This window comes from Faecalibacterium sp. Marseille-Q4896, assembly GCF_017377615.1.
Taxonomy (GTDB): Bacteria; Bacillota; Clostridia; order Oscillospirales; family Ruminococcaceae; genus Faecalibacterium; species Faecalibacterium taiwanense.
The window spans coordinates 1-16347 of record NZ_JAFREG010000016.1; the positions used below are offsets into that span (position 1 = coordinate 1).

General features: G+C 48.5%; 15 protein-coding genes and 2 pseudogenes. 6 read left to right on the forward strand and 11 right to left on the reverse strand.

What is annotated here, in order from left to right; translation table 11 throughout:
- Positions 1 to 190 precede the first annotated feature (190 nt).
- From mobQ to J3348_RS13975, 4 genes are all read right to left on the reverse strand, one after another.
- Entirely contained in the window at positions 191 to 1774 is a 1584-nt protein-coding gene (gene mobQ / locus J3348_RS13960; RefSeq protein WP_207699196.1) for a MobQ family relaxase, read from the reverse strand.
- A gap of 262 nt (positions 1775 to 2036) precedes the next feature.
- Entirely contained in the window at positions 2037 to 2354 is a 318-nt protein-coding gene (locus tag J3348_RS13965; protein WP_097775118.1) for a DUF3847 domain-containing protein, read from the reverse strand.
- 79 nt (positions 2355 to 2433) lie between these two features.
- On the reverse strand, positions 2434 to 3699 hold the full coding sequence (locus J3348_RS13970; protein ID WP_207699197.1) for an ATP-binding protein: 1266 nt from the start codon (positions 3697 to 3699) through the stop codon (positions 2434 to 2436).
- Positions 3696 to 4394, reverse strand: coding sequence for a LytTR family DNA-binding domain-containing protein (locus J3348_RS13975; protein ID WP_207699198.1), 699 nt, complete (start codon positions 4392 to 4394; stop codon positions 3696 to 3698). Before J3348_RS13975 ends, J3348_RS13970 begins: the two co-directional genes overlap by 4 nt.
- A gap of 677 nt (positions 4395 to 5071) precedes the next feature.
- Here J3348_RS13975 and J3348_RS13980 point away from each other — a divergent pair.
- From J3348_RS13980 to J3348_RS13990, 3 genes are all read left to right on the forward strand, one after another.
- Positions 5072 to 5662 (forward strand): SdpI family protein, encoded by a 591-nt coding sequence (locus J3348_RS13980; protein ID WP_207699199.1) that lies wholly within the window; start codon positions 5072 to 5074, stop codon positions 5660 to 5662.
- A 259-nt stretch (positions 5663 to 5921) separates the two neighbouring features.
- Positions 5922 to 6425 carry a DUF3592 domain-containing protein gene (locus J3348_RS13985; protein WP_207699200.1) on the forward strand — a complete coding sequence of 168 codons (504 nt, stop codon included), beginning with the start codon at positions 5922 to 5924 and terminating at the stop codon, positions 6423 to 6425.
- Positions 6426 to 6772: 347 nt separating this feature from the next.
- Positions 6773 to 7096 carry a hypothetical protein gene (locus J3348_RS13990; protein ID WP_207699201.1) on the forward strand — a complete coding sequence of 108 codons (324 nt, stop codon included), beginning with the start codon at positions 6773 to 6775 and terminating at the stop codon, positions 7094 to 7096.
- 118 nt (positions 7097 to 7214) lie between these two features.
- Here the strand turns inward: J3348_RS13990 and J3348_RS13995 are convergent, their stop codons facing one another.
- The 3 genes and pseudogenes from J3348_RS13995 to J3348_RS14005 all read right to left on the reverse strand — a co-directional run bounded on the left by J3348_RS13995 (position 7215) and on the right by J3348_RS14005 (position 9736).
- The gene (locus J3348_RS13995) at positions 7215 to 7496 is read right to left on the reverse strand and encodes a DUF6061 family protein (RefSeq protein ID WP_207699202.1); all 282 of its coding nucleotides are present in this window, start codon (positions 7494 to 7496) and stop codon (positions 7215 to 7217) included.
- A gap of 88 nt (positions 7497 to 7584) precedes the next feature.
- A pseudogene (locus tag J3348_RS14000) lies at positions 7585 to 7899 on the reverse strand (toprim domain-containing protein); the annotation flags it as partial.
- Between the two features lie 340 nt (positions 7900 to 8239).
- Positions 8240 to 9736 (reverse strand): glycosyltransferase, encoded by a 1497-nt coding sequence (locus J3348_RS14005; protein ID WP_347565396.1) that lies wholly within the window; start codon positions 9734 to 9736, stop codon positions 8240 to 8242.
- Positions 9737 to 10249: 513 nt separating this feature from the next.
- On the opposite strand from J3348_RS14005, the gene J3348_RS14010 reads away from it, so the two are divergent.
- The 3 genes from J3348_RS14010 to J3348_RS14020 all read left to right on the forward strand — a co-directional run bounded on the left by J3348_RS14010 (position 10250) and on the right by J3348_RS14020 (position 12230).
- On the forward strand, positions 10250 to 11209 hold the full coding sequence (locus J3348_RS14010) for a MarR family transcriptional regulator (RefSeq protein ID WP_112116545.1): 960 nt from the start codon (positions 10250 to 10252) through the stop codon (positions 11207 to 11209).
- Positions 11193 to 11534, forward strand: coding sequence for a hypothetical protein (locus J3348_RS14015; RefSeq protein WP_186850374.1), 342 nt, complete (start codon positions 11193 to 11195; stop codon positions 11532 to 11534). The genes J3348_RS14010 and J3348_RS14015 overlap by 17 nt, the downstream gene beginning before the upstream one ends.
- A gap of 213 nt (positions 11535 to 11747) precedes the next feature.
- A complete protein-coding gene (locus J3348_RS14020) occupies positions 11748 to 12230 on the forward strand; it encodes an NADAR family protein (RefSeq protein WP_112116541.1) in 483 nt (160 codons plus the stop codon).
- A gap of 310 nt (positions 12231 to 12540) precedes the next feature.
- Here the strand turns inward: J3348_RS14020 and J3348_RS14025 are convergent, their stop codons facing one another.
- From J3348_RS14025 to J3348_RS14040, 4 genes and pseudogenes are all read right to left on the reverse strand, one after another.
- Positions 12541 to 13305 (reverse strand): DUF4366 domain-containing protein, encoded by a 765-nt coding sequence (locus tag J3348_RS14025; RefSeq protein ID WP_015536500.1) that lies wholly within the window; start codon positions 13303 to 13305, stop codon positions 12541 to 12543.
- Positions 13289 to 13561 (reverse strand): DUF4315 family protein, encoded by a 273-nt coding sequence (locus J3348_RS14030; RefSeq protein ID WP_015536499.1) that lies wholly within the window; start codon positions 13559 to 13561, stop codon positions 13289 to 13291. The genes J3348_RS14025 and J3348_RS14030 overlap by 17 nt, the downstream gene beginning before the upstream one ends.
- Before the next feature lie 12 nt (positions 13562 to 13573).
- Complete coding sequence (locus J3348_RS14035; protein ID WP_207699205.1) at positions 13574 to 15316, reverse strand: C40 family peptidase; 1743 nt, start codon at positions 15314 to 15316, stop codon at positions 13574 to 13576.
- Positions 15309 to 16247 (reverse strand): annotated as a pseudogene (locus J3348_RS14040) (conjugal transfer protein TraE); the annotation flags it as partial. The gene J3348_RS14035 and the pseudogene J3348_RS14040, both read right to left, overlap by 8 nt.
- Positions 16248 to 16347 lie beyond the last annotated feature (100 nt).

Genomic DNA, 16347 nt, shown 5'->3' on the forward strand with positions numbered 1-16347 from the left:
GACTAGCCTTCAAAGAAGCGTTTCTACTATTAACAGAAAAAGTGGCCTAAAATGGGGGGTGTTGGAGAAAATTTCCACCTTAAAAATGCGCCTTTACTCACTAGCCAACGAGAATAGCCAAAAGCCAACAAAAACGAATTATGTATTTCTGCCACTGATTGCAACAGCATATCGGTGACAGAAAGATCGTTTAGAGCGATTCTTCGCGGTTTGGGGGAGTGGAAGTCGTTTTGTGGTGGGACTTTTTCTGCTGAAACTGCTCCAGCTTTTTCAGCACCGATTCCTTTTCCGGGGTCTTGCCGCCCGGTGCGAAAAGCTGCTGCTTGTTCAGCACCATATCAATATACTTGCGGACACTTTTCAGATCGGAGATATCCGGCTGCAAGGTTTCCAGTTGGGTGCGCAGTTCTGCGCTGCTGGATTGCAGCGCAGAAAATTCGGCATTCAATGCCGAAAAATCCACTGCTGTGCTGCCGTTCAGCTTCATCAGGGTGCGGACAGCTTTATTGAAGATGTCCAGTTCCTCCTTGTGCTGGGCAGCGTAAGCGTCCTTGGTCAGCTTGAAGTTCTTCTTGATAAAAATGTCATGGATGGGCTTCAGCTTGGCATGGACGGCGGCAGCGTCCTTGATCTGAGCGATTGCCCGCATACGGTTTTCGTTCTGCTTCAACTGTTTGCGGAGAGGAGCGGCGGTCTGGTTTAAGCTGTCAATGGCTTGGTTCAAATCCTCAACAGTGTTCAGGGAATGGGCTTTCAGGTAGTCCACAGCCCGTTTGACTTCCTCAAAGTCCCGGACAGTGCATTTCAGTTTTGCCTTGCCAGACCAATCGCTGCGCTGCTCGGCACGAAGATTGAAATAATCCACTAACAGGTCGGATAGCGTTGGCTCTTTGGCCTTTTCCAGAGCGTCCAGAAGAAGCTGCTTCTTTTCAGTCAGGTCTGCGATCCAGCGTTGCAGACCACGGATGGCGCTGCGGATGGACTGCATCAGGCTGTTGGCGGCTCGAATGTCCCGGTTCAGATTGCCGAGAAAGGTTTCCACCCCGCGCTTTTCCATCTGGTGTGCGGCGGGACCGAGATGCACGGTCGGTATCTGCTGGATGCCCTGCCGCTCAAAGGAGCGCAGGTCAACACGTTCCGGTCTGCCAGCAGCTTCCAGATAGCGGTTGGTGATGGTTTCCCAGCTATGCCGCCAAGCCTCGGCGTACTTCTGGTCGTTCCAGTCCACGGTGTTTTCCTTGTGGCACTTCCAGTTGCCAGAAGGGAGCCGGATGCGTTCGCCGTTCTCGTCAAGGTCGTAAACCTTTCGGGCTTTTGGAAGCCACCTGCCGTGTTCATCCATTGCCCGGAGCGTCAGCAGAATGTGGGCGTGTGGATTGCCATCTCCCTTGTCGTGGATGGCAAAGTCAGCAATCATGCCCTTGGAAACAAACTGCTCCTGACAAAACTCTTTTATCATGGAGAGATACTGTTCCTTCGGCACCTCCACCGGAAACGCCAGCACGATGCGCCGGGCAAGCTGGGAGTTCCACTGGTTCTCCACGGCTTCCACGGCGTTCCAAAGGGTTGCCCGGTCTGCATATCCGGGCGGCGCATGAGATGGCAGCATGATCTCGGCATGGACAAGCTCTTTCTTCTTGTTGTAGAATTTCGTTTTCTGGTCGTACTCGCTGAACAGCCGTTCGCCGCTTTGGTAAGCGGCCCCGGCAACAGCGGACTGCCCTTGGCTGCGCTTGACGATGGTAATTTTGAAATGCGGACACGGAATGGGCATCACCCCCAAACAAAAAGACCGCCCAGCAAGATTGCTCTTGTGAACGGTCTGGAATCGTATTCGGTTGTGCTCGCCGCCTTGGACCGGAGTGCCGTGCGCTTCGGTCTTGGGCGGGAGCCGCAAAAGGATAGCTGCAAAGCAGCGCAAGGAAAATGCAGTTTTCCTTGGGATGGAATCGGGCTGGCGCACAAACGCCAGCTTCGATTTCATCGAGCCGTCTGCAAGACCGCAATTTCACCGGAACGGTGTATAATTGCGCCCTTTATTCTAAAGGGTTTTGAACGTTGCTGCGTTCGTGAACGTCATGCACCATCTTTGCAAGCGCCAGCACAACTTCCGGTTGACGGAACGAGATTTTCAGAAGCTCCATCACCTGATCGTCGGTCAGTTCTCCCGGACAGACTAGAAAGCTTTCCAGCATTCCGGCACGGGTACAAAGACGATGCACACGCTCTCTCCGGTTCAGCTCCGACATCTGGCGTTCAAGGATCCTCTCTCGGTGCTGACAAGAGCGCAGCTTCTGCTCTGCTTTGGCTTTTTCGTTGCGGAGGTAGGCAAGGTCGGTTTTGGGTTGGGTCATGGCATCACGCTCCTTTGCAAAATAAAAAGCCAAACAATCAGTATGGAGGCACACTGATCATTTGGCTGGGGAAACATATTTAATTTTCACAGTTCAATCGAACTTTCACGGTAAAAGTTCCATTCTTCTTTTCGGCATAAAAATCGCCATCGCTTTCCTTCACCACACGTTTTACATTTTTCAGTCCATATCCATGGTGGCTGCCAACCCGAAGGCTGCGCGAGATATCACTGTATGGATTGTCAAGGCGGTAGAAAAGGCTTCGATACTGTTTGCGCAACTGCAAATGGATCTTTCGTTGTTCTGACGGCAAGCCACAACAAGCTTCAATTGCATTGTCGAATGTGTTTCCAATCAGGATGCTTAAAGATAACGGAGATATAGATAGAACTTCTGGAATCGTTACGTCCAGAGTGACTTTGATGCCGTTTTCTTCTGCTGTATGTAAATACTGATTCAACAGTGCATCCACAACTGGATTTCCAATCGTAGAAATATTTTTGGAACGTTCAAAGGCATCCGTTGCATCTCGTACAATTTTGTGAAGTTCTTCGGAATTCCCACGCCCCGCCACCGCCTGCATTGCCAGAATATATTTTTTGATGTCGTGCCAAAGGGCTCTTGTTTCTTCCTGCCGTTCCTTTAGCTGCTGATAATACTCCATCTGCAAGCGATATTGCTGCTCGTTAAATTCCGCTCTGAATTTTTCCTGCTCATTTTTTCGGAGAGCTTCCACATAGAAAACAATCAGGATGTTTATTAAGAGAAGTACTGCCATAAAGCCAATCAGGTAGTCTGGAAAATTTTCATCCGCTGCATGGTACTGTACCACATAGCAAACTGCAATGCTGGCAATCTGAATAGCGATGATCGGCAGCAGCCAAAGAACGCGCAGCACATTTTCTTTCCGGCTGAAAAAATGTGAAACTAAGATTAGCAATGGAATCTGAATCAGATTCGAGAACACCACGTAAATCAGTCTGGCCGCACCTGCTTGCATTAGGACATCTGTATCCGGGATGCGCAGTCCGATAAGAAGCATCGCAAGGATTTCAACTACTGCTACAAGCGCGAAAAACGCAGCACTTGCAAAGATGGCTTGCCATATTTGTGCTTCATAAAACAAAATGGCCAGAAGAAAGCCTCCCAGCAGAAAGTAAATCGTTCGTGGCATCACCCAAGTTGGAAACAGACTTAAGAGACATTGCCCAACGATTAGAAGCGCAATATAAAGATAGAACCATCGTGAAGATAAATCTTTTTTCTGGAATAAACGGTCAACGAAAAGTACAAGCAGTGCGATGTTGGCAAAGCTCCCAGCAAATTCAACAAAATAATATATCATCTTCCCAAATAAGCGTTAAAGTTCTGATTGAACTCCTGACGCTTCCTCCGGCTGATTGGCAATTGATTTCCGCTGGACAGAACAACGGCCGTTCCAGTAGCATAGACAATATGCTCCATATTTACAAGATAGCTTTTATGCGGTGAAGCAAAGCACCGTTTTGGCAACTGTTCTAAGGCTTCTGGAATTGTCATTCGCAGAGTGAGGTCTTGACCTTTACAATGAATCAAGACTTTATGCCCATGGCTTTCCAGATAATAAATGTCCGATGTTTCCAATGAGAGTGTGGCTCCTTCATATTCAACGGTAAAGTGTTTGGAATCCAATTCTTGAACGACTGCATCCATTGCAGCAGCAAAAAGCGATTCATCAAGTGGTTTCACTAAATACCGAAATGCAATGCCATACCCCTGCACAGCGTATTCATGCCGCTTTGTAACAAAGATCACCAACGGATGCTTTTCCATCTGTGTTAAGGTTTGCGCCATCTGGAATCCGTTTGAAGGCATTTCGATGTCAAGCAGCAGAAGATCGAAGGATTTCTTTTTTAGCTGCAAATCACTTAAAAGCACTGCACCGTCTGTGTAATTTTCAATGTCAAAGTCGCCATGGGCATCGTATCGCTTGACGCTTTGAACAATATCTTCAAGTTCTGACGGTTCATCATCGCAGACTGCAATTCGATACCTCGTCATTTTGTCGTCCTCCACAAAGTAATGTTTCTGACACTATTATAAACTGTGCATTTGCGCCTGACAAGTGGTTTGACATACCACTTTTGCCACCATAACGACCAGTTTTGCCAAAGGTCTTGCTTTCGGAAAAATCTATGGTACATTGATATTGAAATTAGTATCAGTGTTTCTACAATATCAAAACCGGGAGGGATAAGCATGAAGTTTTCACCATTGGAACTTTTACTGGTTATTTCGATAGCGATAATCGTAGGAATCGTACTGACAGTTCTTGTAAAGTATCTGATTCGCTATGCCATTAAGTTTTTACGCAAAAATTGAAAGGACACTGATTGCCAATGAAGAAAGCATACTATGGCCTCCTTACATTTGCAATCATGAGCTTGTCTTATGATTTGTATTATTGGAACACGAGAAGTGCTGTGGGTGTTCTAAGGGCAGAAGATAAGGCGCTTTGTTTATCAAGTGGAATTGTTTGTGTTCTTATGATAGCTTTTGTTATAATTAAAAGCATCAAAAATCGCAAATAGACTGACTTGAAAAACGGTATTGATAATGAAGAAAAATTTGTTAAGCATAGTGATTCTTGAATGGTTTGTGCTTCTGTGAGTGGTTATAATGATTATGGTTCATTTTTTTAGATTGACTGAATGATTTCAGGCTTGAGGTGAGCAAAGATGAAACACGATAAGTTGGTTTTTATAAGAATTATATGTTTGGTTGGAATTATAGGAGAAGTACTATTTCCAAATAGTACAGTCGGCATACTATTCGGCCTAATTCTTGCAATCACGAGCGTCATTTTCTTGATGATGCTAAAAAATGAAATAGTTATAGAAAAAAGCGACTGTGAGAATAATTATTCGATTTCTATAATGTGCATTAGTGTCGTTATACTTTTACTCATCATCGTTGGATACATAATACTGAAAGATTTTCAAATTATTACGCTGTCGGATACGCAAGAATATTTCTTTTCTGAAATTCTAGTATTCTCTTTCATGGCTCTTTTTGGTAGCTGTGCTAATGCTCTTCCTTTTAATAAATATGTTGGATTACGTTTGCCGTGGACTTTAGTAGATTACCAAACATGGCGATATGCTCATAAACTTTTACATGAACTGACTTTTCCTGCTATCCTTTTTAGCATTGTTATTCTCAAGATGTTTCCCAATAAATCAAAAACACTTATGATTTGGTCAGTACTGTTATATCTTGGAGTACCATCTTTTTTCTCTTACCTTTACTATAAAAAGAAACACCAGTAAAATATACAATATGACCATAAAACAGAAAATTGATTACCGTATTAGGAGGATTTTATATGATGGGGCTGTTTTTGATGATTATTCAGCCGCTTTTTACATTTTAGGAACTCTCGCATTTGCAAAGTATCTTTGGAAAAGTGAGTAGACCTTTGAACGTTATTCGACTGACGGACGAAATAAACTCGCTAAGTATCTAGGAAACATCGATTTTACGGAGTCACTAATTATCAACTGCGTGATTTGAAGAAGAGGCCACTTTATGAAAATCACACGAGATGAAATGTTTTTTTCAAAAGATCTTATTCATACACTGGCGTATGTCGGAATGTTTGCGGCGGCAATTATATCGGTTGGAGCGTGTAAGTCTGGAATTTGGGTGGCTGCGATATTAGCATGGATTGTAGCAGGTATAATTATCGGATTGGCGACTATTTCTGACTATAAAAAGGCAGAACTCTTGAAAAATGGAACAAGAATCACCGGAAAGGTTACCGCAACAAAACGAGTGCATATAAAATTTCATTTGAGTACCTACCACCTTGCCGATGAAGATGTAATCTATCCATATGTGGTGCATTATCAGTATAAAGTTAAAGGTGAGACCTATAATGGCAAGTCGCAGTGGTTTTGGTTTAATCCATGTATTCCGAAAGGAACACCAATAAAAATTCTAGTGGACCCAAAGAATCCGACCCGAAGTACAGTTCTCAACCCGGAAAATCAAGGTTGCGAAAAAGCATCGAAAGAAAAAAATTATGAGTAAATTTATAGGAGTGTTGTTGTTAGTTGCTCTTGCAGTACGGTTGGTGGTACTTTTCTTTTTTAAGCAGAATATTGTTCTGAATGAAATATCGTTGGTACTGTTTATAGCCGTTTTCGTGGTTGCCGTTATTGTGATGCTGGCAAAGTGGTGGAAATGGAGAACTAAATAATTTATACCATCGTGTTGCAGGACTATTTTATTATCACGCAAGCTTACTATTTTGGATTTACAACCGTGAGAAGCTATGAATGAAATTGTATTTGAATCTAGTGATGCTAGTATGTTGGTAGCTTTATTATTGATAATCTTAATTTTTTGAAGTGATTATCGTTATAAAGGGGCACTATATGGAAAATACTGATATTCCCCAATTTCATACTTATCGAGGAGAAATCGAATTTGAAGGAACGTTAATACAGGCTGATATTTTTATTGACAATAAAATGCTTGAAGACAAAAACAGCTTTTTAATAAGTTTTTTGTGCAAATCTAATACGATATATAAAATAGTTTGCAGAAGTGTTTTAAAAAAGGAAGGATATTACATAAATCTAAAATTCAATGGTGTAAAATTGAAAACCCGTGTCCTTTCAGTGTCACAAAGCTTTATTGATAGTAACTCGGAAACATATAGAATCGGCCTTATGTGTTCTAATGATTTGAGCATCTAAATCAAAAGACAGTCGATGGTACGGTTCAGAGCGAAGCATCAACAAATCAACAGCCCTCTATTTGCAATGATTGCAAGTAGAGGGCTGTTTTGTCTGCTTTGAATTTTTTAATTAAAGGTCAATCTTCTAATCTGCCGTGGTCGCAGCCAAGCGAGAGATAATGCTCAATTTCACCGCCCAGCACAAGCTGGGCATACTCCAGCGGCTTATTGTACAGCAACCAGTCCAGTTCTGCCCGCTGTGCCGGAGTGTTGCCGTACTCGTCTTCAATGGCGATACAATCAATGGAAAGGGTGGTGCCATCATTAAATTGGGCTTCCACCCGGTTGGTGTCCATGTTGTAACGGCAGGAAAGCACTTTTCGAGAGTGATTATGGTCAGGATTCTGATTTCGTTTCATTTGAATGGCTCCTTTAATGATTTTGAAATTTGATTTTCAACGAGATGAGGTCTCTTTTTTCTTTCTCTTAAGTCACCCAACCGCACTATCCTGCATCGCAACTGTTCACGATGCTATCCACATCCGAGCGGTGCATCAGTTTTTGCAGGATGCCAAACTGCTTTTTGGTGGACGCAGACACCAGATACTGCCACTTTTGCGGCAGGATGGGCAAGTCTGCAATGCTCCACTTGACGTACTTGGCATCGTAGACATTGGGTGGAGCCAGCTCTACCAAATGCCCAACACACCAGCTTACCAGATAGCCGTTGCCCTCCAGATAACCGTCCTGACGGCTGGTTGCACCGAGGACTTTTGCGTAGGACATGGCCACCGAGGGCTTTTCTGCTAATACAAGCTTCATTCGATACTGCTCCTTTCGCAAAAAAATTAGCAGCCAGGCACCGAAGCGCATGACTGCTATGTAAGGAACGGTATTCTGTTTTAGGTCTACAAACTGGGGCTTTTATGATCTTGCCACAGCTTATCAGTCTATGCACGTCAACTGTTGAAACCGCCGTGTACCGAACGGTACGCACGGTGGTGTGAGAGGACGGCGGCTAGTCACCGCCTCCTACTCGCTTGTGCCCATGTTTCGGCCCTCCACATCATCACTCCGCGCATGCGTTGTGCCTCGCCGCAACGCATTCTGCCCCTCGCTGACTCATCGCCAGGCATCGCTGATGGTGTTCGTCTGCCCATCCTCACTTCTGCAGTATCTGCTTTTCGTTCTCCTGCACACGCCGCTCGAGCGCTGTATACTGCCGGAGCTCGTCCTCGGTAAATCCCCGGAACTTCGCCTGCTCGTAGTCACGCTCCGCGGCCGCGATATCCTGCAGCACCGCATCCGACGCCGGCAGCAGCTCGAGACGAATCATCCGCGGCTCGCGTTTTTTCTTCGTCATTCCGTTCGCGTCTGCATCCTGTGCCTCGCCACGCTTTCCGAAAAGACCGGTCGCCTCGGCTATTTCCGCCGCTTCACGTCGTTTCCTCGGCACGTCGACCACTTCGAGCATCCCGCGTGAGACCAGCTTCTGCAGCGCGGCGCGCAGATCCCCGCGGCTCATATGCATCAGCTCCGCGAGATCCTTCCGGCTCAGCGCCTTTCCGGCATCCTTTCGATCAGTCGCCTCCACGGCATCTTCCCGCGCAGGCATCTGCGCTTCAGCCCCTCGAGTGAGCGCCTTTCCCGCGTCCTTCCGATACAGCAGCAGCGACAGCTCCGCCAGCGTCATATCATACTTCAGCGCCACCGACTCGAGATAGCGCTCGAGCAGCTTCCGGTCGCGGTACTTCTCCACGATGATCCCATCCTCCGAAATCACCTCCTGCAGCGCCTGGCTCCGCTCCTCACCGAGCTTCTGCGTCCCCGGAATCGTCGTCGGGAACACGAAACCATCCTTCGCCGCATCCACTAGAAAATGATAGACCTGCAGCCGCTTCCGCTCATACGCATCCTCATCCAGCACATGCTTGAAGAAGTCGTTGTAGCACTCGAACATCGCGAGTTTCATCTCCACCGTCCGCGCGAAGCTGATCTTCTGATTCACCAGCGAACCCTTCGTCTTCACATAATAGTAGACCGGCGTCCGCAGCGCATAGAACGTCGTCGCATAGCGCACATACTCGAGATTAAACAGAAAATCCTCGCACCAGCTGAGCTTCGCATCCATCCGGATCCCGTGCGCCTCCACAAGCGAGCGCCGGTACAGCTTATTCCACAGCACCCCATAGTAGTAGTCCGCCGGGTTCTCCATCATGAAGCCAACGAACGCTTCACGCCCGATCACCTGGTCCGCGTCGATATCCCCCTTCCGCGACACCATCTCTCCGACGACACGATAGAAATCCGCGATCACCATGTCGCAGCCCGTCTCCTCGGCCGCCCGCACCATCAGCTTCGTCGCATCCGCCGTCAGCCAGTCATCACTGTCCACGAACTGCAGAAACGTACCCCGCGCCCGCGCGATCGCCTGGTTTCGCGTATCCGACACCCCCGTATTCTCCTTATGCACGACCACCACGCGCGCATCCGCCCGCGCATATCCGTCGCAGATCTCCCCGGACCGATCCTTACTTCCATCATCCATGAGGATCAGCTCGAAATCCCGAAACTCCTGATTCAGAATACTGTCCACACAGCGCGCGAGACTCTTCTCCGCGTTATACACCGGCACGATGATACTGACCTTCGGCTCCATAGGCACCTCCATCAAAAAACTACTTTTAGTTGTACCATAAAACCCTCCCGTTGACACTCGTATATTTCTGCTCACTTTTCCCGGGCCAATGTCTCGGCCCTCCGCCTGCTCACTCCGCGCCCACGCGTCCGCACCCTCCACCTTCTCACGTCGCGTCCACCCATTCGCACTCGTTGCCTTTATCGCGCCCATGCCTCCGCCCACTACCTCCTCACGTCGCATCGAAGCACCAATTCCCTCATGAAAATGTCATATTACAGCATAAATTCGCTCATGAAAGTGTAATGAAGCACGGATTATTCCCTCATGAAAGTGGCAAAATACTGAAAAGAACGCTCATAAAAGTGGCAGAGCACGGAAATCTGAGAGGAAAAAGAAGGTGCCATGGTGTTAAATTATTCTTATGATATTTCCGCTTCCTGATGATTTTTTTGAATTATCTTAACTTTAATATCGAAACTTAACTTAAAACAAGTTATAATACAAAAATAGAGTTAAATAGAAGGAGAACATATGGAATATCTCTATAAAGTTCTGGGAATTAAAGCGACAGTTCAGCGCGCAGAGTTTGACCATCTGCCCAATTATATAGCTGTAAGGTATCGTTTACAGAAGGTATCCATGGATGGACAGAAAGTGATTTTTCTTTATCCAAAGACAGAGTTGGAGCAGATCGAAGTGCTGAAAAAGCATATTGCCCGTATACAGAAAAAAGAGAACCTGCCTGTCGTGCTGGTGCTAAACGAACTCAGTTATCGTCAAAAGGAATATCTGCTTCGTGAAAAGATCCCGTTTATCGTAGATGGAAAACAAATCTATCTGCCGTTTATGAGCGTGTATTTGCAGGAGCGGTGCGATGCGGAGAAGCAGCCAAGAGAAGATCTGCTTCCGTCGGCGCAGCTGCTTTTATTGCATTTTATTTACGGCGGCACGAAAGAACTGCCGTCGAGCCAGGCAGCGAAGGATTTAAAGCTGACAGCTACGTCTATATCGAGAGCATCGAGACAGCTGGAGGAGATGGGGCTGTTGCAGATAAAGAAAGCTGGTGTGCAGAAAATTCTGCTGTCCGAAGATCCGCCGGAAGTGCTGTTTCAGAAAGCGGAAGAGACTCTGTTGAATCCGGTAAAGCGAACGGTCTATGTTCCGAAGGAGTATATTGGGGCGGATATGCTGGTAAGCGGATATTCGGCACTGGCAGAATATTCGATGCTGAGCGCACCAGCCGTCGAGTGCTATGCGACAGATAAAATATCTCAATGGAAAAACGTTATGACAAACAGACTTCAGGATTCGAAGACTCAGGTGGCGGTAGAAATGTGGAGATACGATCCTCGGATTTTAGCTACTGGACATAGCGTTGACGCGCTCTCGCTGGCTCTGACATTAAAAGACGATACAGATGAACGTGTTGAACAGGCAGTGGAAGAACTGCTGAGCGAAGTATGGAGAAAGATAGATGGTAGGAAAATATAAAGTAGTCACGCTCTGTGGCAGCACCCGCTTCAAAGAGCAGTTCATGGATGCCCAGAAGCGGCTGACGCTTGCGGGTTATATCGTCATCAGCGTCGGGCTCTTCGGCCACGCCGGCGATCAGGAAGTCTGGGACGGCATGGACGAAGGAACCCTCTCGAAAACGAAGGAAATGCTCGACGACATGCACAAACGGAAAATCGACATGGCTGACGAAATCTACGTCATCAACGTCGGCGGCTACATCGGTGACAGCACCCGCTCGGAAATCCAGTACGCCGAAGAGCACGGGAAACCGGTCCGGTACTACCAGAACATCCGTAAATAGGAGATGCTGAGTCAGCTTTCGGAGGCGAGACAGGATATCGCAGATGGAAAGTGCAAAACCGGCGCCCAGGTAGCCGAGAACCTGGGAAAAAAGTACGGATTTATATAAAGACAGCCGAAATCAGGCGTATGATGTGAAAAATTTTGTCGTAGAACAGTGCTATGATCATAGTGCAGAAAACCATCTGCAGCATATAGACAGGAGGAACGGATTATGAATACAAAGCAGATCATCGGCTTTCACAACCCGGATGAGGAATACGGATATTTGAGTAACTGGTATCGGTCGGATTTCGAAAAGGACGGCATCCGGTTTTCATCCATGGAGCAGTACATGATGTACCAGAAGGCGCGCTGCTTTCGGGACGAGAAGGTCGCCGCAGAAATCCTGAAAACCGATGACGTCGGCCGCATCAAGGAACTGGGCCGCCAGGTTTCAAACTATGATGAAAGCAGATGGAACGGCATGCGCCAGATCCTCGTCTACGAAGGCCTCCTCGCAAAGTTTGAGCAGAACGAAGACCTGAAGGCTCAGCTCAAATCCACCGGCGACGCCATCCTCGCAGAGTGCGCCGTCAAGGACCACATCTGGGGCATCGGCTTATCGATGAAGGACCCAGATCGACTCGACGTGAAAAAGTGGCACGGAACGAACCTGCTGGGGTATGCACTCATGATCGTACGAGAACGGGTGTGAAGGGCGAAAATCCAGATACCAATATAAATACGTATTTGATGATTTATAGATATGAATAAATGCAGATCAAAATGCGCAGAATATGAGCACTTATAGACATTTAATCAACACTATATGAAAATATGCCTATTATTTTTGAGAGATGCTGGATGGTAAAATTCCGAGTTGTTGAGCTGTTCTTACTTTCTATTTTATCAGATATCGCCTACAGAGTCCATAGCTTCATAGCTCAAAACAGTTCACCCACCAACCATTTGGCTATGTAAAGGGGACGGCTTTTCAGCCGCCCCACCGGTCAACGCTGCGTTAATCAGACAGGTTCATCGTCCGATTCCGCTTCATAATCCTCGTTGACATCCACTTCTTCGTCCTCGTCACCATCATCCTCCGGCAGCTGGAGCGTATCTTCATCCTCATCGTGATAATCCGCATCCGGGTCCGGCTGATTTTTCTTGGACGCAGGCTTTACGCCCTTCATCTTGATATAGAGATAACCGCCGCCTGCCGCCAGTGCAATCAGCACGACCACACCCAGAAAGCCGGATGCGATCTTTGTGACCTTGTTTTCCTTGAGCTGTTCCGTGCCGGATGCCGCCGCTTCTTCTGCGGCTTTCTTGGCTTCTTCCTCGGCTTTCAGCCTGTCCTGTTCAGCCTGCGCCGCCGCTTCCTTTTCGGCGGTATAAGCGTCCGCATCTTCTTCCTCCATCAGAGCCAACAGGTCGGCTTCATCCACAAGGTTCATAAAATGGACGGTCTGCGCCCCTTTACTATTCCTGTCAATGACCAGATAGAATGTGTTGCCGGACTTCGACACCAGCGTAATGAACTGCTGACCACTGCCATCGGAATAATTGGTGTGGTAATCGTCCACCAGTGTCAGGTTGCCCTCCGGGGTCAGAGCACCGGTTTCCTCATCGGTCACGGTGACTACATCTTCTTCATCGGTGGTAGAAGTCAGGACAGGCTGTTCCACTTCCTCCGTAGGCTCACCGCCATAGGCAAAAGCAGGAGCCGCCATGCCAGCGCACAGTGCCACCGACAACATCAGGGCACAGAACTTATTCATCATCTTCATTATCAGATTCCTCCTTGTTGAACGTAGCACCGACTGCGGACAACGCAGCCGGGGTCGGAGTGGAAGTTGCAGACTGGCGCAGCAGGGCGGCAAGCTGTTCCGGCGTAACCTTGGCGGTGCGCACCATCTCATTCACCTCGGCAGCTTCTGCTTCCTGAATCCGTCGTTCAAGGCTTTCAATGCGAGTGTTGATCTTAATGCGACGCTCCCTTTCCTTTTCCAGAGAAGCGCGCAGCTTATCGAGTTTTTCGCTCATGTTTTCCTCCAATCATTTTGAGAGCCGCCCGAAACCGGACAGATATTTCTGCCAGTAGGACGAGTGAATGTTTGCGTACTTGATGGGGTCGCCGGCGGACACCATCATCCCGTTTCCAAGGTAGATGCCCACATGACTTTTTCCCGGAGTATCATACGTTCCCTCGAAGAAAACAAGGTCACCGGGCTTTGCTTCGGCTTCGCTGATGTGCTGGCTCTTGTTCCACAGGCCGTTGGCGGTGGTGCGTCCCACATCGTAGCCGTTCTGGTTGTAGACCCAACAAACGTAGCCTGAACAGTCAAAGCCAGTTTCCGGGGTAGAGCCGCCCCACACATAGGGCGTACCCACATACTTTTGGGCTTCCTTGTAGATGGCGGCAAATTCCTCATCCGTCAAGGCTTCCGCTGGAACCTGATAATCAATGCCCGGCGCGCCAGAGCCATCGGAGCCACCGGGCGGCAGTCCACCTTTGAACAGATATGGCCGACCACCCAACGTATCCTGAAAGATCTCATAGCGTTTCCACTGGTCGTTGTCCAGTTCCTCCCGGATAACGACCTCCAGCCCTTTATTCACCAGCTTTGTGTGAAAAATTCGATACTCATAGGGGACTTGCACGGTGTAGGGGATGCCAGTAAAAATGTCGATCATCACTACCGTGCGGTACCGGGTCTGGACTTCCACCCATGTGGTCAGCTTGTATTGCTTGGCAAACGTCTCCTTGAGTTTTGCCTGCACCTCGCTGCGGGTGTAGTCGTCATAAAGAGTAGTCAGGAACGAAGTGAGCTGCCAAGGATCATGTTCAATAGCATCCAGATGGTATCGGTATTCGTCATAGCCGGGGTGGTCGGCGGGGGTGCGTTTGATTTTCTTATCCAGTTCCTTTTCCAGCTTCTTGTAGTCGGTTTCGGCTCCCCGGATGTCCCGGTCCTCTGCGGTGTAAATGGTCTGACCGGATACCTGCGTGGTGCCGGAAAACAGAATGGAACAGGACGAAAATGCCGACATGACCAGCAGCAAGAGCAAAAGAAAAACGCCCACGATCAAAAGAACGTGCGCGTTGCTTTTTGCAAAATTGGCAATGCCGTTGACTGCGGTGCTGACCACCGATCTTCCTTTGTCGATGACCTGCTCCACGCCGGATCGGGTGGCAGATGCACCGTTGGATGCCGCTTTGCCGCCTGCGGTCTGCGCCGCTGTGCCCGAATGGGCGGCGGCATAGTAACTTTGCCGAATGTCCTGTTTCTGCCGCCATCGGGAGAGCCAGTTGGAGCCGCCCTCGCCGGTGCCGGATGCGCCTGCATCTTGTGCCGCAGTCGGCTTCTGTGGGGAAGATTGTGCGGTTTTGGCACCCTTCTTGCCCTGCATCTTGGCTTTCTTTTTCAGCTTCCGGGCATAGATGCTCTTGGAAATATCCCGGACATTTCCTGCTGCCTTTTCGCCCTCGCTTAAAGCCTGCGTGCCCACATTATCGTCCTCGTACTGGTCAACCTCCCGATGCACCGCAGACCGGGCGGCGGCAGCGGCATACATAGCACGTTTCTGCTGCTTTGTCATGCGGGATGCTTCATCCGGGGTGATCTCTGCTTTGCCAAAACGCAGGTGCTGCGCCTTTTCCGCTGCCTTGTCTGCATCCTGCTTCAGTTTCTGCTTTTTGGGCTTAGACTGCTCCACTTTGGACTTTTTCGGAGGAGAGCGCGTGGCCGTGCGCTCCTTGTCTTCCTCAAATTTCAGCTTTGGCTGTTTCTCACTCATGCTTTTGAGCCTCCGCAACTTCGGAAAGGCGGGTCGTAAGGATGCGGTAGAGTTCAAGGTCTTTCGGGAAGTGGTCAACAAAGGGTAGGATCACGTTGCCGAAGAACAGCAGCCCTTCGCCCTCACCAGAGTGAGTGACGTAGGAAAGCTGATGGGGCGAGATGTTGAGCTGCTTTGCGAGAATCTGCCGGTCTCCGTTGGCCTGATTGAGCATATACACAAAGTCCGAGTTTTCAAAAATATTCGATACTTCGGGACTTGCCAGCAGATCTTTGACATTCTGCGTTAGGGCTGTCGGAATGCCGCCCCACTTACGGAAACGCTTCCAAATCTCAACGGAATAAGCAGCAGTCTGCTCTTCCTTCAAGAGCAAATGGAACTCGTCTGCATAGTACCGGGTGGATTTTCCGGCACTGCGGTTGGCGGTCACACGCCCCCACACGGCATCCTGCACGATGAGCATACCCAGCTTTTTGAGCTGCTTGCCCAGCTGCTTGATGTCAAAGCAGACGATGCGGTTATTGATATCTACGTTGGTGTGGTGATTGAAAATGTTCAAACTGCCCTTGACGTAGATTTCCAGCGCAGCCGCCACATGGCGGGCTTCCGGTTCGTCTTGCGTCAACAGTGCATTGTAGAGGTCTTCCAGCAGCGGCATATTTTCCGGGATGGGGTTCTCGAAATACTTGCGGTAGACCACATGGACGCAGCGGTCAATGACCGTCTTTTCCACCGGCTGCAAGCCCTCTTTGCCGCCGACCACCAGTTCGCACAGGGACAGCACAAAGTCGGCTTTCAAAGCCAACGGGTTGTCCTCCTCCGAGTAGTTGCTGTTGATGTCCATCGGGTTGATATACTGGGTGCTGGCAGGGCTGATGTGGATGACCTGCCCATGCAGACGCTCCACCAGCGGCGAGTAATCGGCTGGGTCAGCGGTGTTACCACCGCCTTCCCGCCTAAGAACCGTACGTGACAGTTTCCCGTCATACGGCTCAAGCATTTCATCACTTTTTCAAGCGGTTCTCAGCATA